We start from the raw sequence: 22816 nt of genomic DNA, 5'->3' as shown, positions 1-22816 counted from the left end.
CACCTCGTCACAGATTTGATAAAAAGCAGTGACGCCCCGCCACGGGGGCTGTGTATGAGCAGGCAGATTTTACGATGTATCGCATTCTTGGTTTTCTTTTCGCCATTATCCTGGCCACCTCCGCTGCCCAGGCGCAGCAGAATTCCTGGGTTCAGATCGAAGCGCAGCCAAGCCTTGCGCGCGCCGAGCAGAGCATTCGCCAGTACGCGACCAACCTCCAGGACGTCAACGGCTTCTCCATCGGCGCCGGCTGGTATGCCATCGCGCTTGGCCCCTACACGCCGGAACGGGCGCAACAGATCCTTGCCGCTTACCGGGCCGAGCGGCTGATCCCGCGTGACAGCTATATCGCCGTGAGCTCCGACTATCAGCAGCAGTTCTGGCCCGTGGGGACCAACCTGCTCACGGCGCCCGCGCTGAGTATCGGCGTCGAAGAAACCGCGACCAACGAAACCGAAAACGAGCCTTCCGAATCTGTCGTCGAGACCGTGATCGCAGAGCCGGAGCCCGCGGATGAAACCCCGCGCGAGGCCCGCGCCAGTGAGCGGGACCTTAGCCGGGAAGAGCGCGCCGATCTGCAGGTCGCGCTCAAGTGGGCCGGGTTCTACGAGGGCGCCATCGACGCCGCCTTTGGCCGGGGCACGCGGAATTCCATGTCCGCCTGGCAGACCGCTAACGGGTTCGAAGCCACCGGCATCCTGACAACGCTGCAACGCGCCGAGCTTCTGCGCCAGTATAATGCGGTGCTTGACGGGATGGGCCTGAAACTGGTTCAGGACAGCAATGCCGGGATCGAAATGAAACTGCCGCTCGGCGTGGTGGCCTTCGAAAAGCTCAGCCCGCCTTTCGTGCATTATTCGGCCACCGGCGATATCGACGCCAAGGTGCTGCTGATCAGCCAGGAGGGCGACAGCAACACCCTCGGCGGCCTCTACGATATCATGCAGACACTTGAGATCGTCCCCGACAGCGGTCCGCGCACGCTCAAATCCGATGCCTTCACCCTGATCGGCGAAGGGGCGTTCAGTATTTCCCACACCCAGGCCTGGCTCAAGAATGGCGAGATCAAGGGGTTCACGCTGGTCTGGCCCGCAGGCGACGAGGAACGTCGCACCCGGATTTTGGGCGAAATGCAGGAAAGCTTTCAACGGCTCGACGGTGTGCTCGACCCTGCCGCGGGCGCAGAGACCGAACAAAGCATCGATCTTGTGGCCGGGCTTGAGATCCGCAAACCCAGGATGTCACGCTCGGGCTTTTTCGTGGACCGGTCGGGCGTTGTCGTGACCACCGCCGAAGCCGTGCAGGGGTGCCGCAAGATCACCATCGAAGATGTCTATGACGCCGAACTTGCCGCCAGCGACCCGGCGCTTGGCATCGCGGTGCTGCGCCCGTCGGAGCGGCTTGCCCCGATGGCTGTCGCCACCTTTCAGAGCGCCCCGCCGCGCCTGCAATCCGATGTGGCCGTTGCCGGCTATTCCTATGGCGGCGTTCTGGGCGCGCCCACGCTGACCTTTGGCCGCCTCGCGGATGTGAAGGGGCTGAACGGCGAGACCGAAATGAAACGTCTCGCCCTTTCCACATTGGAAGGCGACGCGGGTGGTCCGGTTGTGGATGCCGGCGGTGCGGTGCTGGGCATGCTCCTGCCCAATACCCAGAATGGCCGTCAATTGCCCGAAGGCGTAAGCTTTGCCGCCGATGCCGATGCGGTCCGCGCGGTGCTGGAACAGGCGGGCGTCACAACGGCGGACGCCACCGACAGCGCGCAAATGGCGGCCGAGGCACTGACCCGCGAAGTGGTCAAGATGACCGTGCTGGTGAGCTGCTGGGACTGATCTGACAGGAAGGTGCGTGCAAGCACGCACCCTACCGCTGTCAGGCGGTTTCCGGTGTCACGTAGATCAGCGTCGGCTTGTCCGCCTTGAACGCGCCCAGAACCGCCGATTGCAGTTCTTCGATGCTCCCCGGCGCTTCGGCATGGGCGCCATAGGCCCGCGCAAGCGCGCAGAAGTCGGGGTTATGGGCAATCACCGCATTGGGCGCAATCTGAGCACGCACCATACTGTCCTCGATCTCTTTCAGCTTGCCGTTGTCCCACAGGATGATCGGCAGGGGCAGGCCCAGTTCCACGGCGGCGCCCAGCTCCTGCAGCGTGTACTGGAAGCCGTAATCGCCCGCGATGGCCATTGTTGGCAGGCCCTTGCGCGCCATGCAGCCCCCGATCGCCGCGGGCATTGCATATCCAAGTGTGCCAAACCCACAGGGATGATGCCAATGTCCGGGGCGCGGCATGGTCCACACCTCCTTGGACACATAGGCAAACTGCGTCATGTCCGAATAGATCATCGTATCGTCGGGGAGCACCGCCTCCAAGGCCCGCGCCAGCGGCACGATCCCGGGGCGTTCCGCGTCGGTCTCGGCCTCCCAGCGGGCGCGTGTGGCCGCCACATCTTTCGCCGACCACGAATTGACCGCCGTCAGGTCCTCTGCCAGCACCCCTTCGGCCAGCGCCGCCGCGTCGCAGAGCACCCCATCGTCGGTGCCCGGCATCGAATTGAGCTGCTCCGGATCGATATCCACCCGGATAAGCCGCCCCTGATGACCCAGAAGCACCCGCCAGAGGTCATTCTCCGACAATTCCGTGCCCACAGCCAGCACCAGATCGGCCTCGCCGATCACAGACGGGCTGTCGGGCCGTGCCAGGTAGCTGCCATAGGCCAGACGGTCGCTTTTGGGGATGATACCGGTGCCGGCATAGGTGGTGAAGCTCGCCGCTCCGATCCGCCGGGCAAGCTCTGCCCAGGCGTCTGCCCCGGCCACAGCCCCGCCACCCAGGATGATCAGGGGTTTCTCTGCTGCACGCAGAGCGTCAGCCACCAGCGCCACAGCCGCCTCCGGTGCCGCGCGGGCCATCTCGGGGGCCGGCGCCGCAGGGGCAGGCTCGGCCTCTGCCTCCAGCGCCCGGATCGGCACCTGGATATGCTTGGTCCGGGGGCGCGTTCCGGCGAACTCGGCCAGCGCCCGGTCGATAAGCTGATAGGCCGCCCCGGCGGTGCGCGCCTCATAGGACCAGTCACAGACCGTGCGCGCCGCCCCTTCCTGATCGAGCATCTGGTGCAACTGCCCGCGCCGTGCCGCCGTTTCATCAAGGCAGGACGAGATCACCAGGACCGGCACGGAATCCGAGTAGGCCTGCCCCATCGGCGTCATGATGTTGCACAGGCCCGGCCCGGTAATCACATAGGCCACTCCGGGCTTTCCGCTCGCCCGCGCATAGCCATCGGCCATGAACCCCGCGCCCTGCTCATGCCGGGCCAGAACATGGGTGATCCCGGCCTCTTCGATGCCGCGATACATCTCCTGATTATGAACACCGGGGATCCCGAAAATCACGTCCACGCCGCGCGATTTCAGCATATGGCTGATCTCGGCTCCAAGGGGTCGTCTGGCCATTATGCCCTCCAGAAACTGACAGTAAAGATTGCGTAGACGGCCAGAAGCTCCAGCCGCCCGATGAGCATCGCCCCCGACAGGACCCATTTGGCCGTGTCATTGAGCGTTGCGAAATTGCCTGCCGGACCGATGATCTCGCCAAGGCCTGGCCCGATATTGGCGAGGGCCGCCGACGCGCCGGAAATCGAGGTGACGAAATCCAGACCCGTCAGCCCGAGCGCCACCGAGATCACACCCAGCGTCACGGTGAAGAAGACGAAGAAGGACATCACCGAGTTGAGTACGTCATCCGACACCCGCCTCCCCTGATAGCGCGGTACAAAGACGCCGTGCGGCGTGAAAATCCGGCGCATCTGCACCTTCACCGATGCAAACAGCAACTGGTAGCGGAAGATCTTGATCGAACAGGCGGTCGATCCGGCACAGCCGCCGATCAGGCCGACAAAGAAAAAGAAGGCCACGGGGAAACTGCCCCACTGCATGTAATCGGCGCTGGCATAGCCGGTGCCGGTGAGGATCGAGACAGTGTTGAACAGCACCTTGCGGAAGCTCTGCTCGCTGAACCCCTCCTGAATCCCCAGCTGCCAGAGCGTCAGCACCACGACCAGAACCGTCGCCGTAATGAAAAACCCGCGCACCTGTGGATCGGTCAGCAATGGCTTTGCCGTGCCCGCCGTCATCTGCACAAAGCGCACGAAGGGCAAGGCGGCCAGCATCATGAAGGCCACTGCCACATATTCCGTCGCCGCCCCGAACGCCCCGAAAGAGGCGTCATAATTGGCAAACCCGCCGGTAGCGACGGTGGTCATGGCGTGCACGGTGGCGTCGAACGCGTTCATGCCCGACATCATGTAGCAGGCGACACAGCTCAGCGTCAGTGCCAGATAGATCACCGAGATCCGGCTTGAAATCTCGGTTGCGCGCGGCAGGATTTTTCCAAAGGTATCAAAGCCCTCTGTACGGAAAATCTGCATGCCGCCCACCCTGAGTTCGGGCAGGAACACCATCGCGACAACGATGATCCCGACCCCGCCCAGCCATTGCAGCACCCCGCGCCACAGGAGGATCCCCTTGGGTAAGCCTTCAAGCCCGCTCAGCACAGTGGAGCCGGTGGTTGTCAGCCCCGACATGGCCTCGAAAAACGCATCGACAAAGCGCAGATCGGTTTCGCCCAGCACGAACGGCAACGCGCCAAAGACCGGTAGGATCACCCACACACCCGTGGTCAGCAGAAAGGTTTGCTGGATCGTCAGGCCCTCGCGCACGCCGTTCTTGCATGTCAGCGCCACAAGACCGCCGATCAGGATCGTGAGAATGGCGCTTTCGGCGAAAACGGGCCAGTGCCCGAGCCCTTCGGCAATATCCACAAGCAGGGGCAGGATCATGGCGAGGCCCAGCGCCATCACCATCAATCCCACCACATATCCCACTGGCCGAAGGTCGATCATGCGGCGCAGCCTTGTCCCTGCGCCACGGTTAAGTCAAGCACGATCCCGGGTGTCGGCCACCCGGGACATAGGTGTGCTCAGTTGCTCTTCACCTCGGCGCTGACGGCCTCCGGCATGGCCGGGGGCAGCGACGGCTGGCGCGGCTTGCGCGGTGTCTTGGCCTCGGCCGCCGCAGTCGACTTCTCGGGCGCAGGGGCGGCAGCAGGCTTTACGGCGGGTTTGGCGGCGGCCGCCTTGGCAACAACAGGCTGGGTCGCGGCCTTCGCAGCCGCTTTTTTCACAGCCGACTTGGCAGGGGCCGCTTTCTTCGCCGTCTTGACGGATTTCGCCGGGCTTGCCGCCTTCGCAGGCGCAGCAACCGCGGCTTTGGCCGCAGGTTTCGCCGGTGCCGGTTTGGCGGCGGCGGGCTTTGCTTTCTTCGCCGCGGGCGCAGCCTTCTTCGCTGCCGGTTTGGGCTTGGCCGCCTGAGCAGGTTTTGCAACCTTTGCCTGAGCAGGTTTAGCTGCAGGCGCCACTGCAACCCTTTTCGCCTTGGCCTTGGTCGCGGCCTTGGCCTTTGCGGCGGCAGGCTTGGAGGGCTTGGCAGCCGTCTCTTTCACGCGATGCGCGATGAAAAACGGGTTCGCTTCCCACGCGGCCTGACCAAAATATTGCGCCGCCCGCAGGTTGTTTTCGATAACCAGCCCTGCCGCCCGAAATCCGACCGCAGAGAGTTTGAGTTGAGCGGAAACTAAATCCATGAACATATCCTCGTTTCGGCCCCGAAAGGCCCCTTAACTGGCGTTTCCGCAACTGCATACACCATTTTGCAGGTGCAGAAAACCGGTTTTGACAAGAGCATGGGTCTGATGCGGCAAATCGGCAGGGACATGCCGCTTTTTGAGGCATTTCGAGTTTTGTTTCAGGCGCTGTCAGGCGCGAAAGCCCGCACTATCTGAGCCTTCCCTGAAATTTCGGCAAAATCTGCCCGTCCGATGTTTCCCGAAATGCGCCGGGGTTTGCCGCTCAGGATGTCATCACCCGACGTGAAACAACGTGCTGAAAAGCTTGGGGTCGAGGCTATCCGCCGTGAACAGATCCCCATGGGTCAGGATGCTGACCGCGTCATGGCTGTGCAGGCTCTCCTGATGGCTGGCCACCACGCGGAAATCGCCGATCCGCTCGTCCCGCAAAAGCTGCTCGCAGAAAAGCCGCGCGGCGTCTTCGACAAAGATCGGATTGGCGGCGTTCAGTTCGGCAAAGGCCTGCTCGTCCTCGCGTTTGACCATCACCTGGGTTTCGGTCGGCACGGCGTCGCGCGCCATGTCGATCAGGTCTTCGAACCACAGGCAATCGCCGCACAGCACTTCGACCGAAATCCGCGCAACCGAGCGCTGCGAATGCGGCGTGGCAAGCTGCCCGCGCGACTGGCGGGCATGTTCGCTGAGTTCCAGAGAACACGGGCAGGTCGACGAATAGACATAGTCGAGATGCATGAACTTGCGGCGCACCCCGTCCTTTTCGACAAGCTCAAGGGCAATATCGTAATACTGATACCCTTCCAGCCCCGAACGCAGGGATTTCACCTTGGCCGGGTAGGACAGCCGCATCTGGATACGAGCGTCAAAGCTGTCGAGATCGGTGATGTAATCGTCAAGTGCGGCCTCAATCACCTCGAAGCTGAAGGTCTTCTCGGCATGTTTGTAGAAGCTGCGCATGATGCGCGACATGTTGATACCCTTCTTGCCGGCCTCCAGGCTGACCGTACCGGTCACCGAGGTCTCCAGCGTCAGATCGCCATTGTCACGGGTGTGATAGCTGATCGGCAGGCGGAAATTGGAAATACCGACATGCTGCAAATCCTGCTTGGCGCCACGGATCAGCGAGCTGGGACCATTCTGCAGGTCGGGCATGGAGGCTTTGTAGGTGTCATCCACCTTGAAATCCTCCGGGTAGGCGCGCGCCAGAGCCGGATAGTTGGACACTTCAAATCCGGGGATCAGCCGCGTGACCGACGGGTCAAGATCGGCCACCTCTTCGGGTGTTGCGGATTTGGCCCATTGGCGCAGCACGTTGAGCGCCTCTTCGGCGTCCTCCCGATCCGGGAGCTGCGCAATATCGGGCGTATGTATATTCATTGACCAATCCACCATGTTGGGCCAGCACCTATCATAGATAGGAACACAGGGCCATAATTGCCAATCACGCTAAGATATACGCGAAAAGCGACCGGACGGATCAGTCTTGCTCAGTTAACATCGCAAGGAAGGCCTGAATACGCGAGGCACGCAGCCGTGCATGGGCGACAATCGCAAAATACGGTGCAGGCAGCGGCAGGCTGTTCTCCGAAAGACGGAGAAGGCGCCCCTCTGACAGCGCCTCCCTTGCCAAAGTGAGTTGTCCAAGGGCCACCCCGGCCCCGGCTTCCGCGAGCCGCAAAACCTGTGCCCCGGTCGAGGCGCGCAGGATCGCGTGATTGTCGACAGCCCCGCCCATCCAGTCGGACCAGCCCGGAACCTGCGAAAAGCTGGGGCCCCAATCCATCTGGATCAGACGCAGGCCAGCCTCTCCGCTTTGCCAGCGCGTGGCGAGCGCGGGAGCCGCCAACGGCACAAGACGATCGTGAAACAGCTCTTTCGTCCAGTACCCCGCATAGCCATCCACCCCATAGCCAAGGCGAATATCAATATTCTGGCTTTCCATCTCTTCCGGACGGTCTTCGATCCTCAGCTCAACGGGAGCGGCATGATATTTGGCAAGCAGCGGCGGCAACCAGCGGTCAGCCAGTGACGCGTCACACGAGATCACCAGTGCCGCTGGCCCGCGCGGAGCGAGCAAGCGCTCGGTAAACTGAGAGATATCCCGCAATGACGCGGCGGCGTTCATGTAGAGATCACGGCCCGCATCGGTCAGCTGCAATTGGTTGTTATTGCGCAAAAACAACTTTCGGTCGAGATAGGCCTCCAGATTGCGCACATGCTGGCTGACCGCTGCCGAGCTCACCCCAAGCTCTTTGGCCGCAAGGGTAAATGACCCGGTGCGCGCAGCGCATTCAAATGCACGCAAAGCATTCAGAGGTGGCAGGCGCAAATTGGTCGTTCCCCAAGTTTTTCTTTCGCTGCATAAGCGTTTTTCCTCTGGCGCGACAAGAAAAACCTGACAATCTCGGTCGCGACACCACGGCATTGAGTGAGACACATCATGCGCGACATTCTTGATCTGGAGCGTTATCCGCTGGACCGGCCGGACAGTGTGGGCTGGAGCGATCTGGTCAACCAATGCCAGGCCGATCTGGCCCGGGAGGGCATGTTCAACCTGCACGGGCTGATGCGCGCGGATGTGGCTGCGCAAGAGGTGGCGCGGCTTTCGTCCAAATTCGCGACCGAAAGCTTTCGCCATGAACGCGAACACAATATCTATTTCCTCGATCATATCGACGGGCTGCCGGACGACCACCCGGCGCTGAGGCGCACCCACACGTCGAACCAGACGCTTTGCGCCGATCAGATCGGCGCGTCGGCCCTCACACGTCTCTATGAGTGGCCCGAGTTCACCCGTTTTCTCGCGGCCACCATGGGCCGGTCTGCCCTGCACACCATGTCCGACCCCTTGGCACGGATCAACGTCATGTCCTATCACGAGGGGCAGACTCTGAACTGGCATTTCGACCGCTCGGAGTTTACCACGACGCTGCTCTTGCAGGCGCCCGAGGCGGGCGGTGCCTTCGAATACCGCACCGATCTGCGCAGTGAGGAGGATCCGAACTATGACGGCGTCGCACGGCTTTTGCGCGGAGAGGACCCGGAGGCGCGGATACTGACACTCAGCCCCGGCACGCTCAATGTCTTCAAAGGCAAAAACACGCCGCATCGCGTCACCAAGGTACAGGGAAAAAGGGACCGCGTGATCGCCGTCTTTTCATACTATGATCGGCCCGGCGTGCAGTTTTCGGAGGCCGAGCGCATCGGGTTTTACGGGCGCGCCTCATGACAACGGTCTTTCAGGACGACCGCAAGCTCACCTATCTGAACGCCGAAGGGGCGGACAAACCGCTGAAATCCCCGCTCCCCCCCGACGTGCTGGATCGTGCCCGCGCATATCGCCTGCGCCGCCTGCGCGAGGAAATGGCGCGACAAGACGTGGCGGGGCTCCTGCTCTATGACCCGGTCAATATCCGCTACGCGTTTGACAGCGTGAACATGAGCATCTGGACCGCGCACAACCCGTTACGTTACGCGCTGATCCTGAGCGGCGGCCCCGGCATCATGTTCGAGTTCAAGGGGTGCGAGCATCTGAATGACGGATTGCCGGGGATTGACGAGCGGCGCAGCTCCATCGGCTGGATGTTCATGAACCGCGGCGAGAAGGCCGAAGAGGATCTTGCCCGCTGGGCCGACGAGATCGCCGCCGAGCTGCGCACCCATGGCGGCGGCAATATGCGCCTTGCCGTGGACCGGATGGAGCCTGCGGGGGCGTTTGCACTGGCCGAGCGCGGGGTGCAGGTGGTCGATGGCGGCAAGGTGGCCGAGCTGGCCCGGGCGATCAAATCCGAGGATGAGATTGCCCTGATGCGCTGGACCATCCGCGTGTGCGAGGCCGGGATGGCGCGCATCTACCAGCATTCCCAGCCCGGCGTGACCGAGCGCGAGCTCTGGGCGCATCTGCATTTCGAAAACGCCCGCTCGGGCGGTGAGTGGCTGGAAACCAAACTGCTGACCTGCGGGCCGAACACGAACCCGTGGTATCGCGAATGTTCGGACCGCGTCTGCCAGCTGGGCGAGATGATCTCGTTTGATACCGACATGATCGGCCCCTATGGCTATTGCGCCGATCTGTCGCGCAGCTGGACCTGTGGCGGTGCGCCAATGACCGAAACGCAAACGCGGCTCTATGAGACCGCGCGCGCCCAGATCGAACATAACATGGCCCTGCTGCGCCCCGGGCTCAGCTTTGCCGAGTTCAACGCCAAAAGCTGGCGCATCCCGCCGCAGCATGTGGACTATCGCTATTCACTGGCCCTGCACGGGGTCGGCATGGCGGATGAATGGCCAGTGGTCCTGCTGCACCCGGATTTCGAGCACTCCCATGGCGGGCAGATCGAGGCAGGGATGGTGCTCTGCGTCGAAAGCCTGATCGCCGAAGAGGGCAGCGAGAGCATCAAGCTGGAAACGCAGGTTCTGATCACAGACGAGGGCTGTGAGCGGCTGGACAGTTTCCCCTGGGAGATGTGAGACCCCGGAATTTGCGCAAATTCCGGACCAGAAAATGCGCATTTTCTGGTTCATTTTCCGTGCGGAAAATGACGCCTCCTTAAACCGCCGCCAGCGCCTGTTTCAGATCCTTGATCAGATCGGACGTGTCCTCGATCCCAACGCTCAGCCGAAGCAGACCCGGGGAGATCCCCAAAACATCGCGCTGCGCATCGGTCAGGCGCTGATGGGTCGTGGTTGCGGGATGCGTGATGATCGACTTGGCATCGCCCAGATTGTTGGAAATCAGTATGATTTCCAACGCGTTGAGAAAACGGAACGCCGCCTCTTTCCCGCCTGCCAGTTCCAGCGCCACCACCGTGCCGCCCTGCCCCATCTGCCGCTTGACCAGCGCGTGCTGCGGATGGCTCTCGTGACCGGGATAGACCACGCGGGCCAGCGCCGCCTCATCCTGCAACGCCTCGGCGATGGCCAGCGCGGAGGCGGCCTGCGCCCGCACGCGCAAATCGATCGTCTCCAACCCCTTGAGCATCACCCAGGCCGTGAAAGGCGACATCGAGCCGCCGGTGTGCTTCATGAAGGGCTCAACGGTTTTGCGGATATAGTCCCGGCTGCCCAGGATCACACCGCCCAGCGCACGCCCCTGCCCGTCGATATGCTTGGTGGCCGAATAGATCACCACATCGACGCCCTGCTCGACGGCACGGGAAAACACCGGCGTGGCAAAGACATTATCCACCACCACCTTCGCCCCGACCCCGCGCGCAAGCGCCGAAACGGCATTGACATCAATGACTTCCAGCGTCGGGTTGGCGATGGTTTCGAAAAAAACAAGTGTTGTGTCCGGGCGCAGCGCCGCCGCCCATTGATCCAGGTCGGTGCCGTCGACAAAGGTGACTTCGACCCCGTAGCGCGGCAGAATCTCCTCAAGAATGTAGAGGCATGATCCGAACAGCGCGCGCGCCGCGACCACGTGATCGCCCGCCTTGAGCATGGAGAGCAGAGCGCCGTTCACCGCCGCCATGCCCGAGGCGGTGGCAAAGGCATCTTCGGCCCCTTCCAGGGCGGCGATCCGCCGTTCGAACATGGCCACGGTCGGGTTACCATAGCGTGCATAAATGAACTCGTCCGGTCCGCTTTCGATGAACCGTGCCTCGGCGGCCTCGGCGCTCTCATAAACAAAGCCCTGAGTGAGAAAGATCGCCTCGCACACCTCGTTATACTGGCTGCGGCGCGTGCCTTCATGCACCAGCCGCGTGCGTGTGTTCCAATCCTGTGACATATCCGTCCTCCCGGGGGCCGCGCCCCCAATGAAAAAGCCCCGTCGCGGTCAAGCGAAAGGGCTCTTTCATCCTGACCTTTTAGCAGCATCTTTAAAGTGGCCCGCAATCCGGTAACAAATCGCCACTGTGGTTCAGTGATTACCCCCCGCAAGGATGCAGGTCAACACCGCTCTGGGGGAATTTTGGCGCTCAGGCCGGTTCGTTCCCGTTTTCGGGGAGCGCGGCAAGGACCATGAACCAGTAGACCCCATGCAGCACCAGCATGAAAAGCGGCATCACGGTGATCCACACCGGCGGGCTTTCGAAGAAGATCAGCCATTCGTTCATGGCGATGATAAGTGCCGCCATTACCGCGTTGATGCGCAGCAGGCTGACCGGGGCCGAATACCCGCCCTCCTTGGGCATGGCGGTTTCGATCCGTTGCATCACATCGCGTTCGCGCAGGATGCCCAGCACCATCACCACCAGGAAGAACACGCAGAGTACGGTCAAAACCCGTTGTGTAAACAAGGGACTACCAAGCCCAAGCTGCAGGAGCGCAATCGCGAAGGTGACCCCGACGATCCCGTAGAGCAAGGTCCGGGGCGGGCTGCCGACGGTGTCGAGATTGGCCTTGGCAAGCGGCAGGTTGCGCCAGACGAGATAGGCCTGGGCCGAGACGACGGAGACGACAAAGGCGGCATCCTCGCCTGCGCCCTGGCTGCGCAGGAGAATCCAGAGCCCCAGCATGATCAGGACCGGCAGCAGGTTCTGCGGTTTGATCGGCGGAATGGACATGCACATGTCCAGAACGCGGGAAGTCGGCTTTTTCATCGTCACACCCTTTTACTGCTGCGCCCTGCATAAGCGGCAAATGCGGCCAAAGCCGGGCGCTGTTAAGGGAATTCCGCGAAACCGGCGTTCAGTCGGATGTGTCGGTGGCGTCCTTGTCTTCGGTGCTGTGCGCTTCGAAAAGCCGCCCCTGGGTCATGAAGAAAACGAAGATCGCCGCAGTGAGGCCGAAGGTCTTGAAATAGACCCACATCGTTTCGGTCTGGGTGCGCCAGATGAGTTCGTTGAGCACCGCCAAGCCTATGAAAAACATGGTTAAACGGCGCGTCAGGATCATCCAGCCCTCATCTGTCAGCGGCAGCATGCTGTCCATCAGCGCCTGCAGATAGGAGGTGCCGCGCAAAAGGCCGAAGCCCAGAACACCCCCGAAAATCAGGTAGATAATCGTCGGCTTCATCTTGAAGAAGCTGCCATCGTTGAACCACACCGTCAGCCCGCCAAAGACCACCACCATCACCACCGTGACAATCTGCATTTTCGACAGATGCCCGGTGAGCCACCACAACACGCCCATCGCCGCCAGAAGCACCGGCACGAACAGCGCGGTGACGATGATGAACCCCTCATACTCCGTTCCGCCGATGGTAAAGATCCGGTCCTTGAGTATTAGATAGGCCACGAAAAAGCCCAGGATCGGACCCAGCTCAAGCGCGGGTTTCAACCAGCCGGGGAGGTTCTTTTCAGACATGGGGCAGCCTTCTTCAAATTTTGTACGTTTTGTACAATCCGAGGGGGTGTTTTGTACAAAGTTTACAGATCATTCATATTTGGCCCCTCAGCCCCCCATTTCAACGATCACGGCCCCGAGTGCAATCAGGATCATCAGAGCGATGCGGCGTGGCCCGACGGTTTCGCGCAGGAAGACGACGCCGATGATGGCGGCGAAGACGACGGAGGTTTCACGCAGAACCGCCGCCTCTCCCACCTTGTCGAGCCGGGTGGCGAGCATGATCGAGCCGAAGGACATCAGCGCCACCACGGCCCCGAAAAACCCCCGCCGGAACAGCGGACCGGGTGCCGGCGGGTCGGCCATCCGCCGCCAGCGTGCAAGAGCGATCCAGGGCATGGTCATGCCTTCGAACATGAAGAACCACGCCAGAAAGGTGAACGGATCGGCCGTGGCGCGGATGCCATAGGCGTCGAAGGTCGTGTAAAGCGCGACCAGAAGCCCGGTGGCCACCGCCAGCGCCAGCGCGGCGGGCAACGTGTCACGCTGGAAGGTGAGAAAGACGAGGTTATAGGCGGCCAGGCCGAAAATCCCGCTCAGCAGTACCGCCACGCCCAGCCATTGCAGCCCGGTGAAGCTTTCGTCGAAGATCAGATAGGCCCCGATCACGGCAAAGAGCGGCCCTGTGCCGCGCACCACCGGGTAGACGACCGTATAGGCCCCCTTGGTATAGGCCTGGGCCTGAAGGCATTTATAGATGACGTGGATGCCCACGGCGGTGGCGAAGATGGGCCACATATGCGGCTCGGGGAAGGGCACCAGAAAAAGCGCGCAGGGTGCGGCCAGCACCACGAGCCAGACGTCGATGGCCCCGCGCGTCAGCCAGGGATCATGCCGCCCCTTTTGCAGCGCCCCAAAGACCGCATGCAGGACGGCCGCGAGAATCGCCAGCGCAAGCGCCAGATGGGTGCCTGCCTCGGTCCCTTCGAAGGAGATCAGCCAGTCGCTCACGCCGGAGCCTCTCCCGACAGGATGCGGAACAGCATCACGGCATCAGGCCCCGCGCCGTTAGGATATCGCGGGCTTCTTCGGCGTCGATATGCATCGGCCGGTAGCCTTCGGGCGACGGGTCGGCGGCCGGGTCCGTATCGGGGATCAGGCGGAACACCCAGGCGTAAGTTTGACCGCCCATGTCCTCGAATTGGATCGGGCAGTCAAAGAGGACCTCGCGCGCGCCGCGCCAGCCAAATTCCCGCCGGGCTTCGCGTGACGTGCCGCACTCGAAGGACAGCACCCGCCCGAACCCGACCCCTGCCGGGATACGCCCGAAAGTGCCATCGGCGTGAAAGACGCGTGTGCGGCGCTCGACCGCCTGCGAGGCGTAGAACACGGCGTCTTCCGGGGGCTTGGCCGACCATCTCTCAAAATAGCCCGGCATCAGAAGCAGGGCGGTCACGATGACAAACCCCGCCACCGCGACCGTGGTCAGCGTCGTGCCGGAGGAGCGCGGTTTTGACATGACAAGACCTTTTGCAAAGGGGCCTGCGGACAAGCAGGGCGAGGCCCGTGAAACAGGCTAGCGCAGGCCGTAGCCAAGGTGAAGCGGCCAAAAGCGACAGCGGGGGCGCGATGTCAGCCTCTGATCAGGTCTCAGGCGTCCAGGTGGCGCGAAGCGAGACGCCGTCCAGCAGGATACCGAGCCCTTCGCTCAGGGCTGGTGCGGTCGGGCCCGCCTCTTCCATCGGCCGCAGGGCACCCACCATCTGCAGAAACCCCACGCCCGCCTCGGAGTGCGCCGAGAGCGTCAGGCGGCCCACGGCCTCTGGCCCGGCCCGAAGGAAGAGGCGCAGCGCATCGCGGCTTTCGGGGTTGAGCGCGCCTTCGGACAGGCCATCGACAAGCGCAAGGGCCGTGTCCTGCGGCAGATCGGCGAGAAGCGCCTTGCTGAGCGGCGCGGTGGTGCTCAGGTCCATCGCAAGCTCATAAATCCGCAACCCGCCTGAGGTGAACTGCATCGCCTTGAGCGAACCAAGGTCGATCCCGCCGCCCCGAGCGCGAAAACTGATCCTGCCCAGCGGCCCGAAATCGGTGGTCCAGTCCTGCAGAGCCGCATCGCGCGTCACGGCATCGCGCGAAAAGGCGAGCTGCATGGTGCCCAGCGGGCCGTCATATGCTTCATCCAGGGGCAGTTTCAGCCCATAGACCGGGTCGATCCCGGTGAAGCTGGCCGTGAGGCTGAGCGGCATGCCCTGTTCGGCCACCGCCTCTGCGACACCCGTGGCCTGCCATTCGACGCTTTCGAAATCGTTCTGCTGAAGCGGCGCGTTGGACGTGTCGATCCGGCACAGACCGTCGGGCGTGACATCCGGCACGGCGGCGATCATGTCTTTGTCTTCGTCGATCAGGGTGTTGAGCGCCTCCCAGCCCAGGCGGCAGAGCTCTTGGGTCATCGCCTGCGCCTGCACCTGCGCGGGCAGCGCCAGCAGGCAGGTCAGCAGAGTGGCGCGGATCACGTCTCGAGCCCGGTCAGGGCGGCGGCGAATTCCTCGGGGTCGAAGGGGGCCAGATCGTCGATCTGCTCGCCCACGCCGATGGCATGGATGGGCAGACCGAACTTGTCGGCCAGCGCCACCAGCACGCCGCCCTTGGCGGTGCCGTCGAGCTTGGTCATCACGAGGCCCGACACGTCAGCAAGCTTTTGAAACGTCTCGACCTGGCTGAGCGCGTTCTGCCCGGTAGTGGCATCGAGCACCAGAAGCGTGTTGTGCGGTGCGCTTTCGTCCTTCTTGCGGATCACGCGGACGATCTTGGCCAGTTCTTCCATCAGGTCCTGACGGTTTTGCAGACGCCCGGCCGTGTCGATCATCAAAAGGTCCGCGCCATCGCGTTCGGCCTGATCCATCGCGTCAAAGGCAAGGCTGGCCGGGTCCGAGCCTTCGGGTGCGGTGAGCACGGGCACGCCCGCGCGGTCGCCCCAGACCTGAAGCTGTTCCACGGCGGCGGCGCGGAACGTGTCGCCTGCGGCGATCACCACCTGCTTGCCCGCCGCCTTGAACTGGCTGGCGAGCTTGCCGATGGTCGTGGTCTTGCCTGAGCCGTTTACACCCACGACAAGCACCACCTGCGGCTTTTTCGGATAGAGCGGCATCGGGCGGGCAACGGGCTCCATGATGCGGGCGATCTCGGACGCCATCAGCTCTTTGATCTCCTGGGTGGAGAGCTTCTTGCCCATGCGGCCCTCGGCCATGTTGGCGGTGACGCGCAGGGCGGTATCGACACCCATATCGGCGGTGATCAGCAGCTCTTCGAGCTGTTCGACCATGTCGTCATCCAGCACGCGGCGGGTGACGGTGCGGGCCTCGCCCCGTTTGAAGAGCCGCCCGAGGAAACCGGGCTTTTCGGCCCTGTCCTCGGTCGCGGGGATCTCCACGGGCGTGGGGACCGTGGTCGGCTCCGGCGGCAGGACCGGGCGCTCCAGCGGCGTGGCGTCGGGCATTTCCACCGGGGCGGGTATGGGCATTTCGCTGGGCGAGACCGGGATTTCGGGCGGCGCGGGCTGCGGGTCGGGCAGTTCGACCGGCTCGGGGGCCGGCTCCGGCTCGGGCTGCGGTTTCGGAGGGAACGGGATCGGTTCGGGTTCGGGTTCAGGCTCCGGTTCGGGCGCAGGCACGGGTTCCGGTTCGGGCGCAGGCACGGGTTCCGGTTCGGGTGCAGGCACGGGTTCCGGTGCAGGATGGGGCTCAGGTTCCGGCTCCGGCGCAGGGGCGGGTTCCGGCTCTGGCGCTGGCTCTGGCGCAGGGGCGGGTTCCGGCTCTGGCGCTGGCTCGGGCGCGGGTTCCGGTTCCGGCGCGGGATCAGGCTGCACACCTGCCTCGACGATCTCTTCCTCGCCGCCATCCTCGACAATCGCATCAAGCCCCTCCTCGATCTTCGACGAGGATTTGAACAGCTTGTTCTTGAGTTTCTTGAAAAACGACATCGCGGGCCTTTCCTGATTACTTTCAGTTAACCCTCCCCGGCGGCGATGAAAAGTGGCAACGATATGATCGCCCCGCCGCGAACCGGCCTTCGGGCGAAAACCGAGGCTAGAGCGGCGTATAGGCGAGGGTGAAGCCAAGCTGCGCCAGCCAGTAGGTGCTCCAGACCACGAAGGGCGTCACGCGTCTGAGCCGGTGCCCGTCGGGCAAAAGGAAAAGCTCGGCGGCCAGCACGCTGTCGGAGAGCATGAAGAGACAGGCCGCGGGCAGCACCCAGGCGAGCGGGCCAAGTATCGGCACCGCCATTGCCGCGAGGCCCATGCCAAGGATGATCGGGACATAGCCCATGACCGCGAACCGCAACGCGCCTGCTTTTCGGTAAAGCAGGGTCATCATACCTGCCCCATAGAGAAAAAGCGCTGCGATTGCGACAAGATAGACGCCGGAGCTCATATGGCTGACGTCAGCGCCCAGGGTGGTGAGAAACAGCGCGATATAGGCAAGGTGCCCGGCGGCAAACGCCCCGACGCCGACCAGGAATGTCGCCTCACTGTCGCGTGAAAGCAGGTAATCGCCCACCGCACAAAGGGCCAGCGCCAGCCAAAGCAGCCAGGGCGCGCCGCCGATGAGCGCCACCAGAGCCAAAGCGGCGACGGAGACGGTCTTGACCCCCGTTTTCGGCCAACTGGCCGGGCGGTGGCAGAAAGCCAGCAGATAGATCAGCGCCGCCAGGGCGGCGAGAAGGATGAGGGTCAAAGTGGCGTCCTCCCGAAGACTGACGCATGATAGAGCGCTGCGCGCCGTGGAAAAAGCTTAACGCGGCGGCAGGTGCGGCATAGATTGGCGGCATTGACCGGTACAGGATTTTGACATGACCGAACCGCCCAAACCCTCGCTCTGGCGCGTGATCCCCGCCTTTATCCTCGACCTGTTCAGCAGCTTCTTCGTCTTCGGCTATCTGATCGCGCTGGTCACCGGCGACACGACCGAAGGCGGTTTTGAACTGAACGGCGCGCCTGCGATCGTGCTTTTCGCGCTGGTGATCGCGTATATGGTGCTCATGCCGCGCTATGGCGGACGGCTTTGGCAGCGGATTTTCAAGGCGAGGTAAGCGCTTAGGCGTCAAACCTCATCCGGGAAATGCTTCATCGTCAGGCGGATCGGGTTGGGGGCCGCCTGGCCTAGACCGCAGATCGAGGCATCGGCCATCGCGATGCAGAGCTCTTCCAGAAGCGGCTGGTCCCATTTGTCGGCCTGCATAAGCTTGACCGCCTTTTCGCATCCCACCCGGCATGGCGTGCACTGGCCACAGCTTTCATCCTCAAAGAACCGCAGCATGTTGAGCGCGGCATCGCGGGCGCTGTCGTGATCCGACAGAACGACGATGGCGGCTGAGCCGATGAAGGTGCCGTGCTGTTGCAGCACGTCGAAATCCATCGGGATGTCGGCCATGGAGGCCGGGAGCAGACCGGCGGAAGGTCCGCCCGGCTGATAGGCTTTGAAGCTGTGGCCATCCAGCATCCCGCCGCAGGCGTCGATGATGTCCTGCATGGACGACCCGGCAGGCAAGAGATGCACGCCCGGATTTTTCACCCGGCCCGAGACGGAGAAAGAGCGCAGACCCTTGCGGCCGTTCTTTTCGACGCCGGACAGGATCTCGCCGCCTTCGCGCAGAATGCGGGTGACCCAGTAGAGCGTTTCGACGTTGTTCACCAGCGTGGGACGGCCGAAAATGCCGACATTGGCCACGAAAGGCGGGCGGTGGCGGGGCAGACCGCGCTTGCCTTCGATCGATTCGATCATTGCGCTTTCTTCGCCGCAGATATAGGCACCGGCCCCGCGCCGCAGGTCGATATAGCCCGGCTCGACGATCCCTGCCGCTTCCAGCGCCGCGATCTCATCGGCGAGGATATGCAGCACAGCGGGATATTCGTCGCGCATGTAGATAAAGCATTTTTCAGCTTCAACCGCCCAGGCGGCAATCAGCATTCCTTCAAGGAAAACATGAGGTTCGCGCTCAAGGTAAAAGCGATCCTTGAAGGTTCCGGGCTCGCCCTCGTCGCCGTTCACGGCCAGATAGCGCGGCCCTTCGGCAGCCCGCACGAAGCCCCATTTGCGGCCCGAGGGGAAGCCCGCGCCGCCCAGGCCACGCAGACCGGATTCGAGAAGCGTTTCCTGCACCTGCTCGAAAACACCGCTTTCGCGGAGTTCTTGCAGCTTGGCATAGCCACCAGATGAAGAATAGGCGTCAAAGCCTTGATATTCCGGGATATGTGCGTGTGTGTCGCCTGCGGCGATCGCAGCCTGCACCTTTTCCGGCGTGGCGTGATCAATGTGGTTGTGACCCAGTTCCAGCACCGGGGCGGTGTCGCAGCGGCCCATGCAGGGCGCGCGCAGAACGCGTACCTCCGAAGGGTCCAGCCCGTCCTCCAGCGCGGCCTTGAGCTGTTGCGCGCCGGCCAGTTCGCAGGCGAGGCTGTCGCAGACCCGGATGGTCAGCGCGGGCGGCGGTGTCTCGCCCTCTTTCACCACGTCGAAATGAGCGTAGAAGGTGGCGACCTCATAGATTTCGGCCATGCTCAGGCGCATTTCTTCGGCCAGGGCGCGCAGATGCGCGGCGGAGAGGTGGCCATATTCATCCTGGATGAGATGCAGGAATTCGATCAGCAGATCACGGTTGCGAGGCTGCTCGCCCAGAAGCGCCCGAACCTCGGCCCAGGCCTGATCTTCCAGCTGACGGCCCTTGGGGGTGCGCCGCCCCTTGCCCTTGCCCGATTTCCATACGCCCTTGCGCTCATCCAGTGCCATGGTCACTTCCCTGATTGAGGTTTCGCAAAGATGTATCGCCATGCGGGCGCGCGCGCGAGGTCAAAAACGACATCCGCCCTCCCGGAAGCGTTGGCGACGGCCGGAAATTCCTCTAATTCTGCGCCTGAGCCCCTAGCGAGACCGCCGCCTCATGCCCCTGTTTGCCACCGCCACCCTGCTGCCTTTCGCCCTGTTGATCGCGGCGGCGCTGTGGGGCGGAGCCTGGAGCGGGCTGGCCTTTGGCTATGTCACGCTGCTGGTCTACCTGATGGACCGGCTGAGCCCTGTCGCCGCAAGCAACGCAGACCCGGAGGCGGAGTTTCCCGGCTCGGACGGGTTGTTGCGGGTGCTGGGGGGGCTGCACTTCCTGGCCTTCGCGACAAGCTTGTGGGCAATGACCGGCGCATCGGGCCTGAGCCTGCCGGAAAAGCTTTTGGTGGCGATCACTTGCGCGCTGATCTTCGGGCAGATTTCGCACCCGGTGGCGCATGAGCTGATCCATCGGCCTGCGCGGGATATGCGGCTTTTGGGGCGGCTGATCTATACGTCGGTTCTGTTCGGGCACCATGCCAGCGCGCATCTCAGGGTGCATCATGTGCATGTCGGCTCGAACGCGGACCCGAACTCGGCGCGCTGGGGCGAGGGGTTCTACCGCTTTGCCCGAAGGGCCTGGAGAGGCAGTTTCCGCGCGGGGCTGGCGGCGGAGAATCGGCTGCGCGCGGGGCGCGGCGGGGCTCTGCGTCACCCGTATCTGCTTTATTGCGGCGGGGCGGTGGCGATACTGGTCGGCGCGGCGTGGCTGGGCGGTCTGCCCGCGCTTGTGGCGCTGCTGTTCATCGGATTTTACACGCAGGTTCAGATCCTGCTGTCGGATTACGTGCAGCATTACGGGCTTCGCCGCGCGACGCAGGCGGATGGAAGGCTGGAACCCGTGGGCCCGCAGCATTCGTGGAACGCGCCGCATTGGGCCTCGGCGGCGATGACACTGAACGCGCCGCGGCATTCGGACCATCACGTCACACCGGCCCGGCCCTATCCGGCGCTGCAATTGCGGCCCGAGGATATGCCCTATCTGCCATACTCACTACCTGCGATGGCGGCGCTGGCGCTTTTCCCGCCGCTGTGGCGCCGCGTCATGGACCCGCATTGTGCCAGATGGGCGGCGCGCGGGGCCTCGCCTGCGGCGGAATGGTGACTGGCGCTGCGACATGGGATTTGCGAAACTTGTGTTCATGAAACACCTGATCGCCTGTTTGTGCCTCTGGCTTGCCGTGCCCGCCATCGCCGAGACGATGTCGGCGGAGGAATTTGACGCTTTCACCCGTGGCAAAACCTTCTATTACGGCACGAACGGGCAGGCCTATGGGGCTGAAGAATACCTCTCAAATCGCCGGGTTATATGGACTTTTCTCGATGGCCGGTGCCAGGAGGGGTATTGGTACGAGCATAGCGGGATGATCTGTTTCGAGTATGAACAGCTGCAGGACGTGCAATGCTGGAGCTTCCGTGAGTCGCCCGGTGGCGGGTTGATCGCGAAGTTTCAGGACGACCCGGGGGAGCTGGAATTGTACGAAGTTGAGCGCAGCCATGAGCCGCTGTCCTGCCTGGGGCCGGATGTGGGGGTCTAGAACAGGTCGCCCTGTTCCGGCGGGGCTGCTCTGGGCTTTGGCTTTGCAGGCTTTGCCGCTTTCTCGGCCGGGCTGACCGCCAGGCGCCCATCAGCAAACTGAATTTCAAGATGCGCCTCACCGGCGGCTGCTTTTTGGCTGGAGATCACCGTGTCGCCCGCGCGAACCACGGCAAATCCGCGCCTCAACGTCGCCTCGTAACCCACTGTTTGCAAAACACGATCAAGACCTGCGACCTGATCCTTGAGCGCCTTGATCTGGCGGCTGCCAAGCTCGGCCAGACGCCGCGAATGCCTGTCGAGTTCTTGCCGCTGGCCGGCCATCTCGCTTTGCAGCGGGCGCAGGTTGAGCCGGGCAGAAAGGCTGGCTAGCTTTTGCCGGTCACTGTTCAGCCCCCGACGCAACAGGCTGGGGCGCAGCGCGCCGGACGCTTCGGACAGGGCCACCTTGCGGGTTTGCACCGACCGGATCAGAGCAGCGGGCAGACGGGTGGCCACCGCATCGAGCCGCTGAGCGGGGCCTTCGGTCAGCGTCTCCACGCGGGGCAGCGCGCGGGAGAGATCGCGCAGGCGCTGGCCGCGGGTGGCGATGCCGGAGGTGAGCGCCTGGGTCAGCCGGGCCTCCTGCCCGTCGAGCCAGCCCAGAAGATCGAGCCGCACCGGCACCGCCAGTTCAGCGGCGGCGGTGGGCGTCGGCGCGCGTTTGTCGGCGGCAAAGTCGATCAGCGTGGTGTCCGTCTCGTGCCCCACCGCCGAGATCAGCGGGATGTCGGAGGCAGCGGCGGCACGCACGACCGCCTCTTCGTTGAAACCCCAGAGATCCTCGACCGAGCCGCCGCCGCGCGCCACGATCAGCAGATCCGGCCGGGGCAGCGCGCCGCCTGGTGTCAAAGCGTTGAACCCGGCAATGGCGCGGGCCACTTCGGGGGCGCATTTCTCGCCCTGCACGGCCACGGGCCAGATCAGCACCTTGCGCGGAAAGCGGTCGCGCAGACGGTGCAGGATATCGCGGATCACGGCCCCGGATGGTGAGGTCACAACCCCAATGACTTCAGGCAGATAGGGGATGGACTTCTTGCGTTCCGGGGCAAAAAGGCCCTCGGCGGCCAGCGCCTTTTTGCGGGCCTCCAGCATCGCCATAAGGGCGCCCATACCGGCCGGTTTGATATCTTCGATGACGATCTGATAGCGCGACTGGCCCGGGAAGGTGGTGAGCCGCCCGGTCGCGACCACCTCCATCCCTTCCTCGGGCTGTACCGAAAGGCGCGAGGCCACGCCTTTCCAGATCACGCCGGCCAGAACCGCGCGGTCATCCTTGAGATCGAGATAGAGATGCCCAGATCGCGGGCGCGAGACGCGCCCGACCTCCCCCTTGACGCGGACATGGGAGAACTCTCCCTCGATCATCCGCTTGATCACGCCCGAGAGCTCGGAAATGGAGAATTCGGGCGCGTTTTCGCCGGGGGCCGGGTCGTCGATCAGGTCAGACATGGGGCAATGAATGCAAGAGATAGGTCAAGAGATCGCCCCATGTCC

General features: G+C 63.2%; 21 protein-coding genes and 1 riboswitch. Of the genes, 6 read left to right on the top strand and 15 right to left on the bottom strand.

The genetic code is table 11. From position 1 onward, the window contains the following. Positions 1 to 74 precede the first annotated feature (74 nt). Positions 75 to 1832 (top strand): serine protease, encoded by a 1758-nt coding sequence (locus EI983_RS05250; RefSeq protein ID WP_157708985.1) that lies wholly within the window; start codon positions 75 to 77, stop codon positions 1830 to 1832. Between the two features lie 40 nt (positions 1833 to 1872). On the opposite strand, the gene EI983_RS05245 is transcribed toward EI983_RS05250, so the two are convergent. From EI983_RS05245 to EI983_RS05225, 5 genes are all read right to left on the bottom strand, one after another. After that, positions 1873 to 3450, bottom strand: a complete 1578-nt coding sequence (locus EI983_RS05245) for a 5-guanidino-2-oxopentanoate decarboxylase (RefSeq protein WP_246162295.1) — start codon at positions 3448 to 3450, stop codon at positions 1873 to 1875. Further along, positions 3450 to 4898 (bottom strand): TrkH family potassium uptake protein, encoded by a 1449-nt coding sequence (locus tag EI983_RS05240; RefSeq protein ID WP_157706345.1) that lies wholly within the window; start codon positions 4896 to 4898, stop codon positions 3450 to 3452. Before EI983_RS05240 ends, EI983_RS05245 begins: the two co-directional genes overlap by 1 nt. A gap of 77 nt (positions 4899 to 4975) precedes the next feature. After that, positions 4976 to 5638 carry a hypothetical protein gene (locus tag EI983_RS05235; protein WP_198389379.1) on the bottom strand — a complete coding sequence of 221 codons (663 nt, stop codon included), beginning with the start codon at positions 5636 to 5638 and terminating at the stop codon, positions 4976 to 4978. Positions 5639 to 5914: 276 nt separating this feature from the next. Beyond that, positions 5915 to 7015: a GTP cyclohydrolase FolE2 gene (gene folE2 / locus EI983_RS05230; protein WP_157706343.1), complete on the bottom strand. Its 1101-nt coding sequence runs from the start codon at positions 7013 to 7015 to the stop codon at positions 5915 to 5917. Positions 7016 to 7115: 100 nt separating this feature from the next. Continuing rightward, positions 7116 to 8063: a LysR family transcriptional regulator gene (locus tag EI983_RS05225; RefSeq protein WP_246162386.1), complete on the bottom strand. Its 948-nt coding sequence runs from the start codon at positions 8061 to 8063 to the stop codon at positions 7116 to 7118. Between the two features lie 15 nt (positions 8064 to 8078). Between EI983_RS05225 and EI983_RS05220 the strand changes: the two genes are divergently transcribed. Both EI983_RS05220 and EI983_RS05215 read left to right on the top strand, forming a co-directional pair. Continuing rightward, positions 8079 to 8867: a HalD/BesD family halogenase gene (locus EI983_RS05220; protein ID WP_157706341.1), complete on the top strand. Its 789-nt coding sequence runs from the start codon at positions 8079 to 8081 to the stop codon at positions 8865 to 8867. After that, complete coding sequence (locus EI983_RS05215; protein ID WP_157706340.1) at positions 8864 to 10108, top strand: M24 family metallopeptidase; 1245 nt, start codon at positions 8864 to 8866, stop codon at positions 10106 to 10108. The genes EI983_RS05220 and EI983_RS05215 overlap by 4 nt, the downstream gene beginning before the upstream one ends. 79 nt (positions 10109 to 10187) lie before the next feature. Here EI983_RS05215 and metZ read toward each other — a convergent pair whose 3' ends face one another. From metZ to EI983_RS05175, 8 genes are all read right to left on the bottom strand, one after another. Next, positions 10188 to 11369, bottom strand: a complete 1182-nt coding sequence (gene metZ, locus EI983_RS05210; RefSeq protein ID WP_157706339.1) for an O-succinylhomoserine sulfhydrylase — start codon at positions 11367 to 11369, stop codon at positions 10188 to 10190. A 59-nt stretch (positions 11370 to 11428) separates the two neighbouring features. Beyond that, positions 11429 to 11505, bottom strand: a riboswitch (SAM riboswitch). A gap of 54 nt (positions 11506 to 11559) precedes the next feature. Beyond that, positions 11560 to 12183, bottom strand: a complete 624-nt coding sequence (locus EI983_RS05205) for a hypothetical protein (protein ID WP_157706338.1) — start codon at positions 12181 to 12183, stop codon at positions 11560 to 11562. 88 nt (positions 12184 to 12271) lie between these two features. Further along, a complete protein-coding gene (locus EI983_RS05200) occupies positions 12272 to 12889 on the bottom strand; it encodes an inner membrane-spanning protein YciB (protein WP_157706337.1) in 618 nt (205 codons plus the stop codon). A gap of 87 nt (positions 12890 to 12976) precedes the next feature. After that, positions 12977 to 13879, bottom strand: a complete 903-nt coding sequence (locus EI983_RS05195; RefSeq protein WP_157706336.1) for an EamA family transporter — start codon at positions 13877 to 13879, stop codon at positions 12977 to 12979. Positions 13880 to 13913: 34 nt separating this feature from the next. Beyond that, positions 13914 to 14387 carry a hypothetical protein gene (locus tag EI983_RS05190; protein WP_157706335.1) on the bottom strand — a complete coding sequence of 158 codons (474 nt, stop codon included), beginning with the start codon at positions 14385 to 14387 and terminating at the stop codon, positions 13914 to 13916. A gap of 124 nt (positions 14388 to 14511) precedes the next feature. Next, positions 14512 to 15381 carry a hypothetical protein gene (locus EI983_RS05185; RefSeq protein WP_157706334.1) on the bottom strand — a complete coding sequence of 290 codons (870 nt, stop codon included), beginning with the start codon at positions 15379 to 15381 and terminating at the stop codon, positions 14512 to 14514. Further along, positions 15378 to 16847 carry a signal recognition particle-docking protein FtsY gene (gene ftsY, locus EI983_RS05180; protein WP_157706333.1) on the bottom strand — a complete coding sequence of 490 codons (1470 nt, stop codon included), beginning with the start codon at positions 16845 to 16847 and terminating at the stop codon, positions 15378 to 15380. Before ftsY ends, EI983_RS05185 begins: the two co-directional genes overlap by 4 nt. 106 nt (positions 16848 to 16953) lie before the next feature. Further along, positions 16954 to 17601: a lysoplasmalogenase gene (locus tag EI983_RS05175; RefSeq protein WP_157706332.1), complete on the bottom strand. Its 648-nt coding sequence runs from the start codon at positions 17599 to 17601 to the stop codon at positions 16954 to 16956. A gap of 115 nt (positions 17602 to 17716) precedes the next feature. Here EI983_RS05175 and EI983_RS05170 point away from each other — a divergent pair, with 115 nt between their 5' ends. Next, positions 17717 to 17956: a hypothetical protein gene (locus EI983_RS05170; RefSeq protein ID WP_157706331.1), complete on the top strand. Its 240-nt coding sequence runs from the start codon at positions 17717 to 17719 to the stop codon at positions 17954 to 17956. Positions 17957 to 17967: 11 nt separating this feature from the next. Here EI983_RS05170 and EI983_RS05165 read toward each other — a convergent pair whose 3' ends face one another. Further along, positions 17968 to 19653 carry an NAD(P)H-dependent oxidoreductase subunit E gene (locus EI983_RS05165; RefSeq protein ID WP_157706330.1) on the bottom strand — a complete coding sequence of 562 codons (1686 nt, stop codon included), beginning with the start codon at positions 19651 to 19653 and terminating at the stop codon, positions 17968 to 17970. A gap of 151 nt (positions 19654 to 19804) precedes the next feature. Here EI983_RS05165 and EI983_RS05160 point away from each other — a divergent pair, with 151 nt between their 5' ends. Both EI983_RS05160 and EI983_RS05155 read left to right on the top strand, forming a co-directional pair. Beyond that, a complete protein-coding gene (locus EI983_RS05160) occupies positions 19805 to 20848 on the top strand; it encodes an alkane 1-monooxygenase (protein ID WP_157706329.1) in 1044 nt (347 codons plus the stop codon). A 13-nt stretch (positions 20849 to 20861) separates the two neighbouring features. Continuing rightward, positions 20862 to 21281: a hypothetical protein gene (locus EI983_RS05155; RefSeq protein ID WP_246162293.1), complete on the top strand. Its 420-nt coding sequence runs from the start codon at positions 20862 to 20864 to the stop codon at positions 21279 to 21281. Here EI983_RS05155 and xseA read toward each other — a convergent pair. After that, positions 21278 to 22771 carry an exodeoxyribonuclease VII large subunit gene (gene xseA, locus EI983_RS05150; RefSeq protein WP_157706327.1) on the bottom strand — a complete coding sequence of 498 codons (1494 nt, stop codon included), beginning with the start codon at positions 22769 to 22771 and terminating at the stop codon, positions 21278 to 21280. The two genes, EI983_RS05155 and xseA, sit on opposite strands and share 4 nt — an antisense overlap. Positions 22772 to 22816: the final 45 nt, after the last annotated feature.

Source organism: Roseovarius faecimaris, from assembly GCF_009762325.1.
GTDB classification, from domain to species: Bacteria; Pseudomonadota; Alphaproteobacteria; order Rhodobacterales; family Rhodobacteraceae; genus Roseovarius; species Roseovarius faecimaris.
Note: the sequence above shows the minus strand (reverse complement) of the source record. Positions and strands in the feature narration are given on the sequence as shown.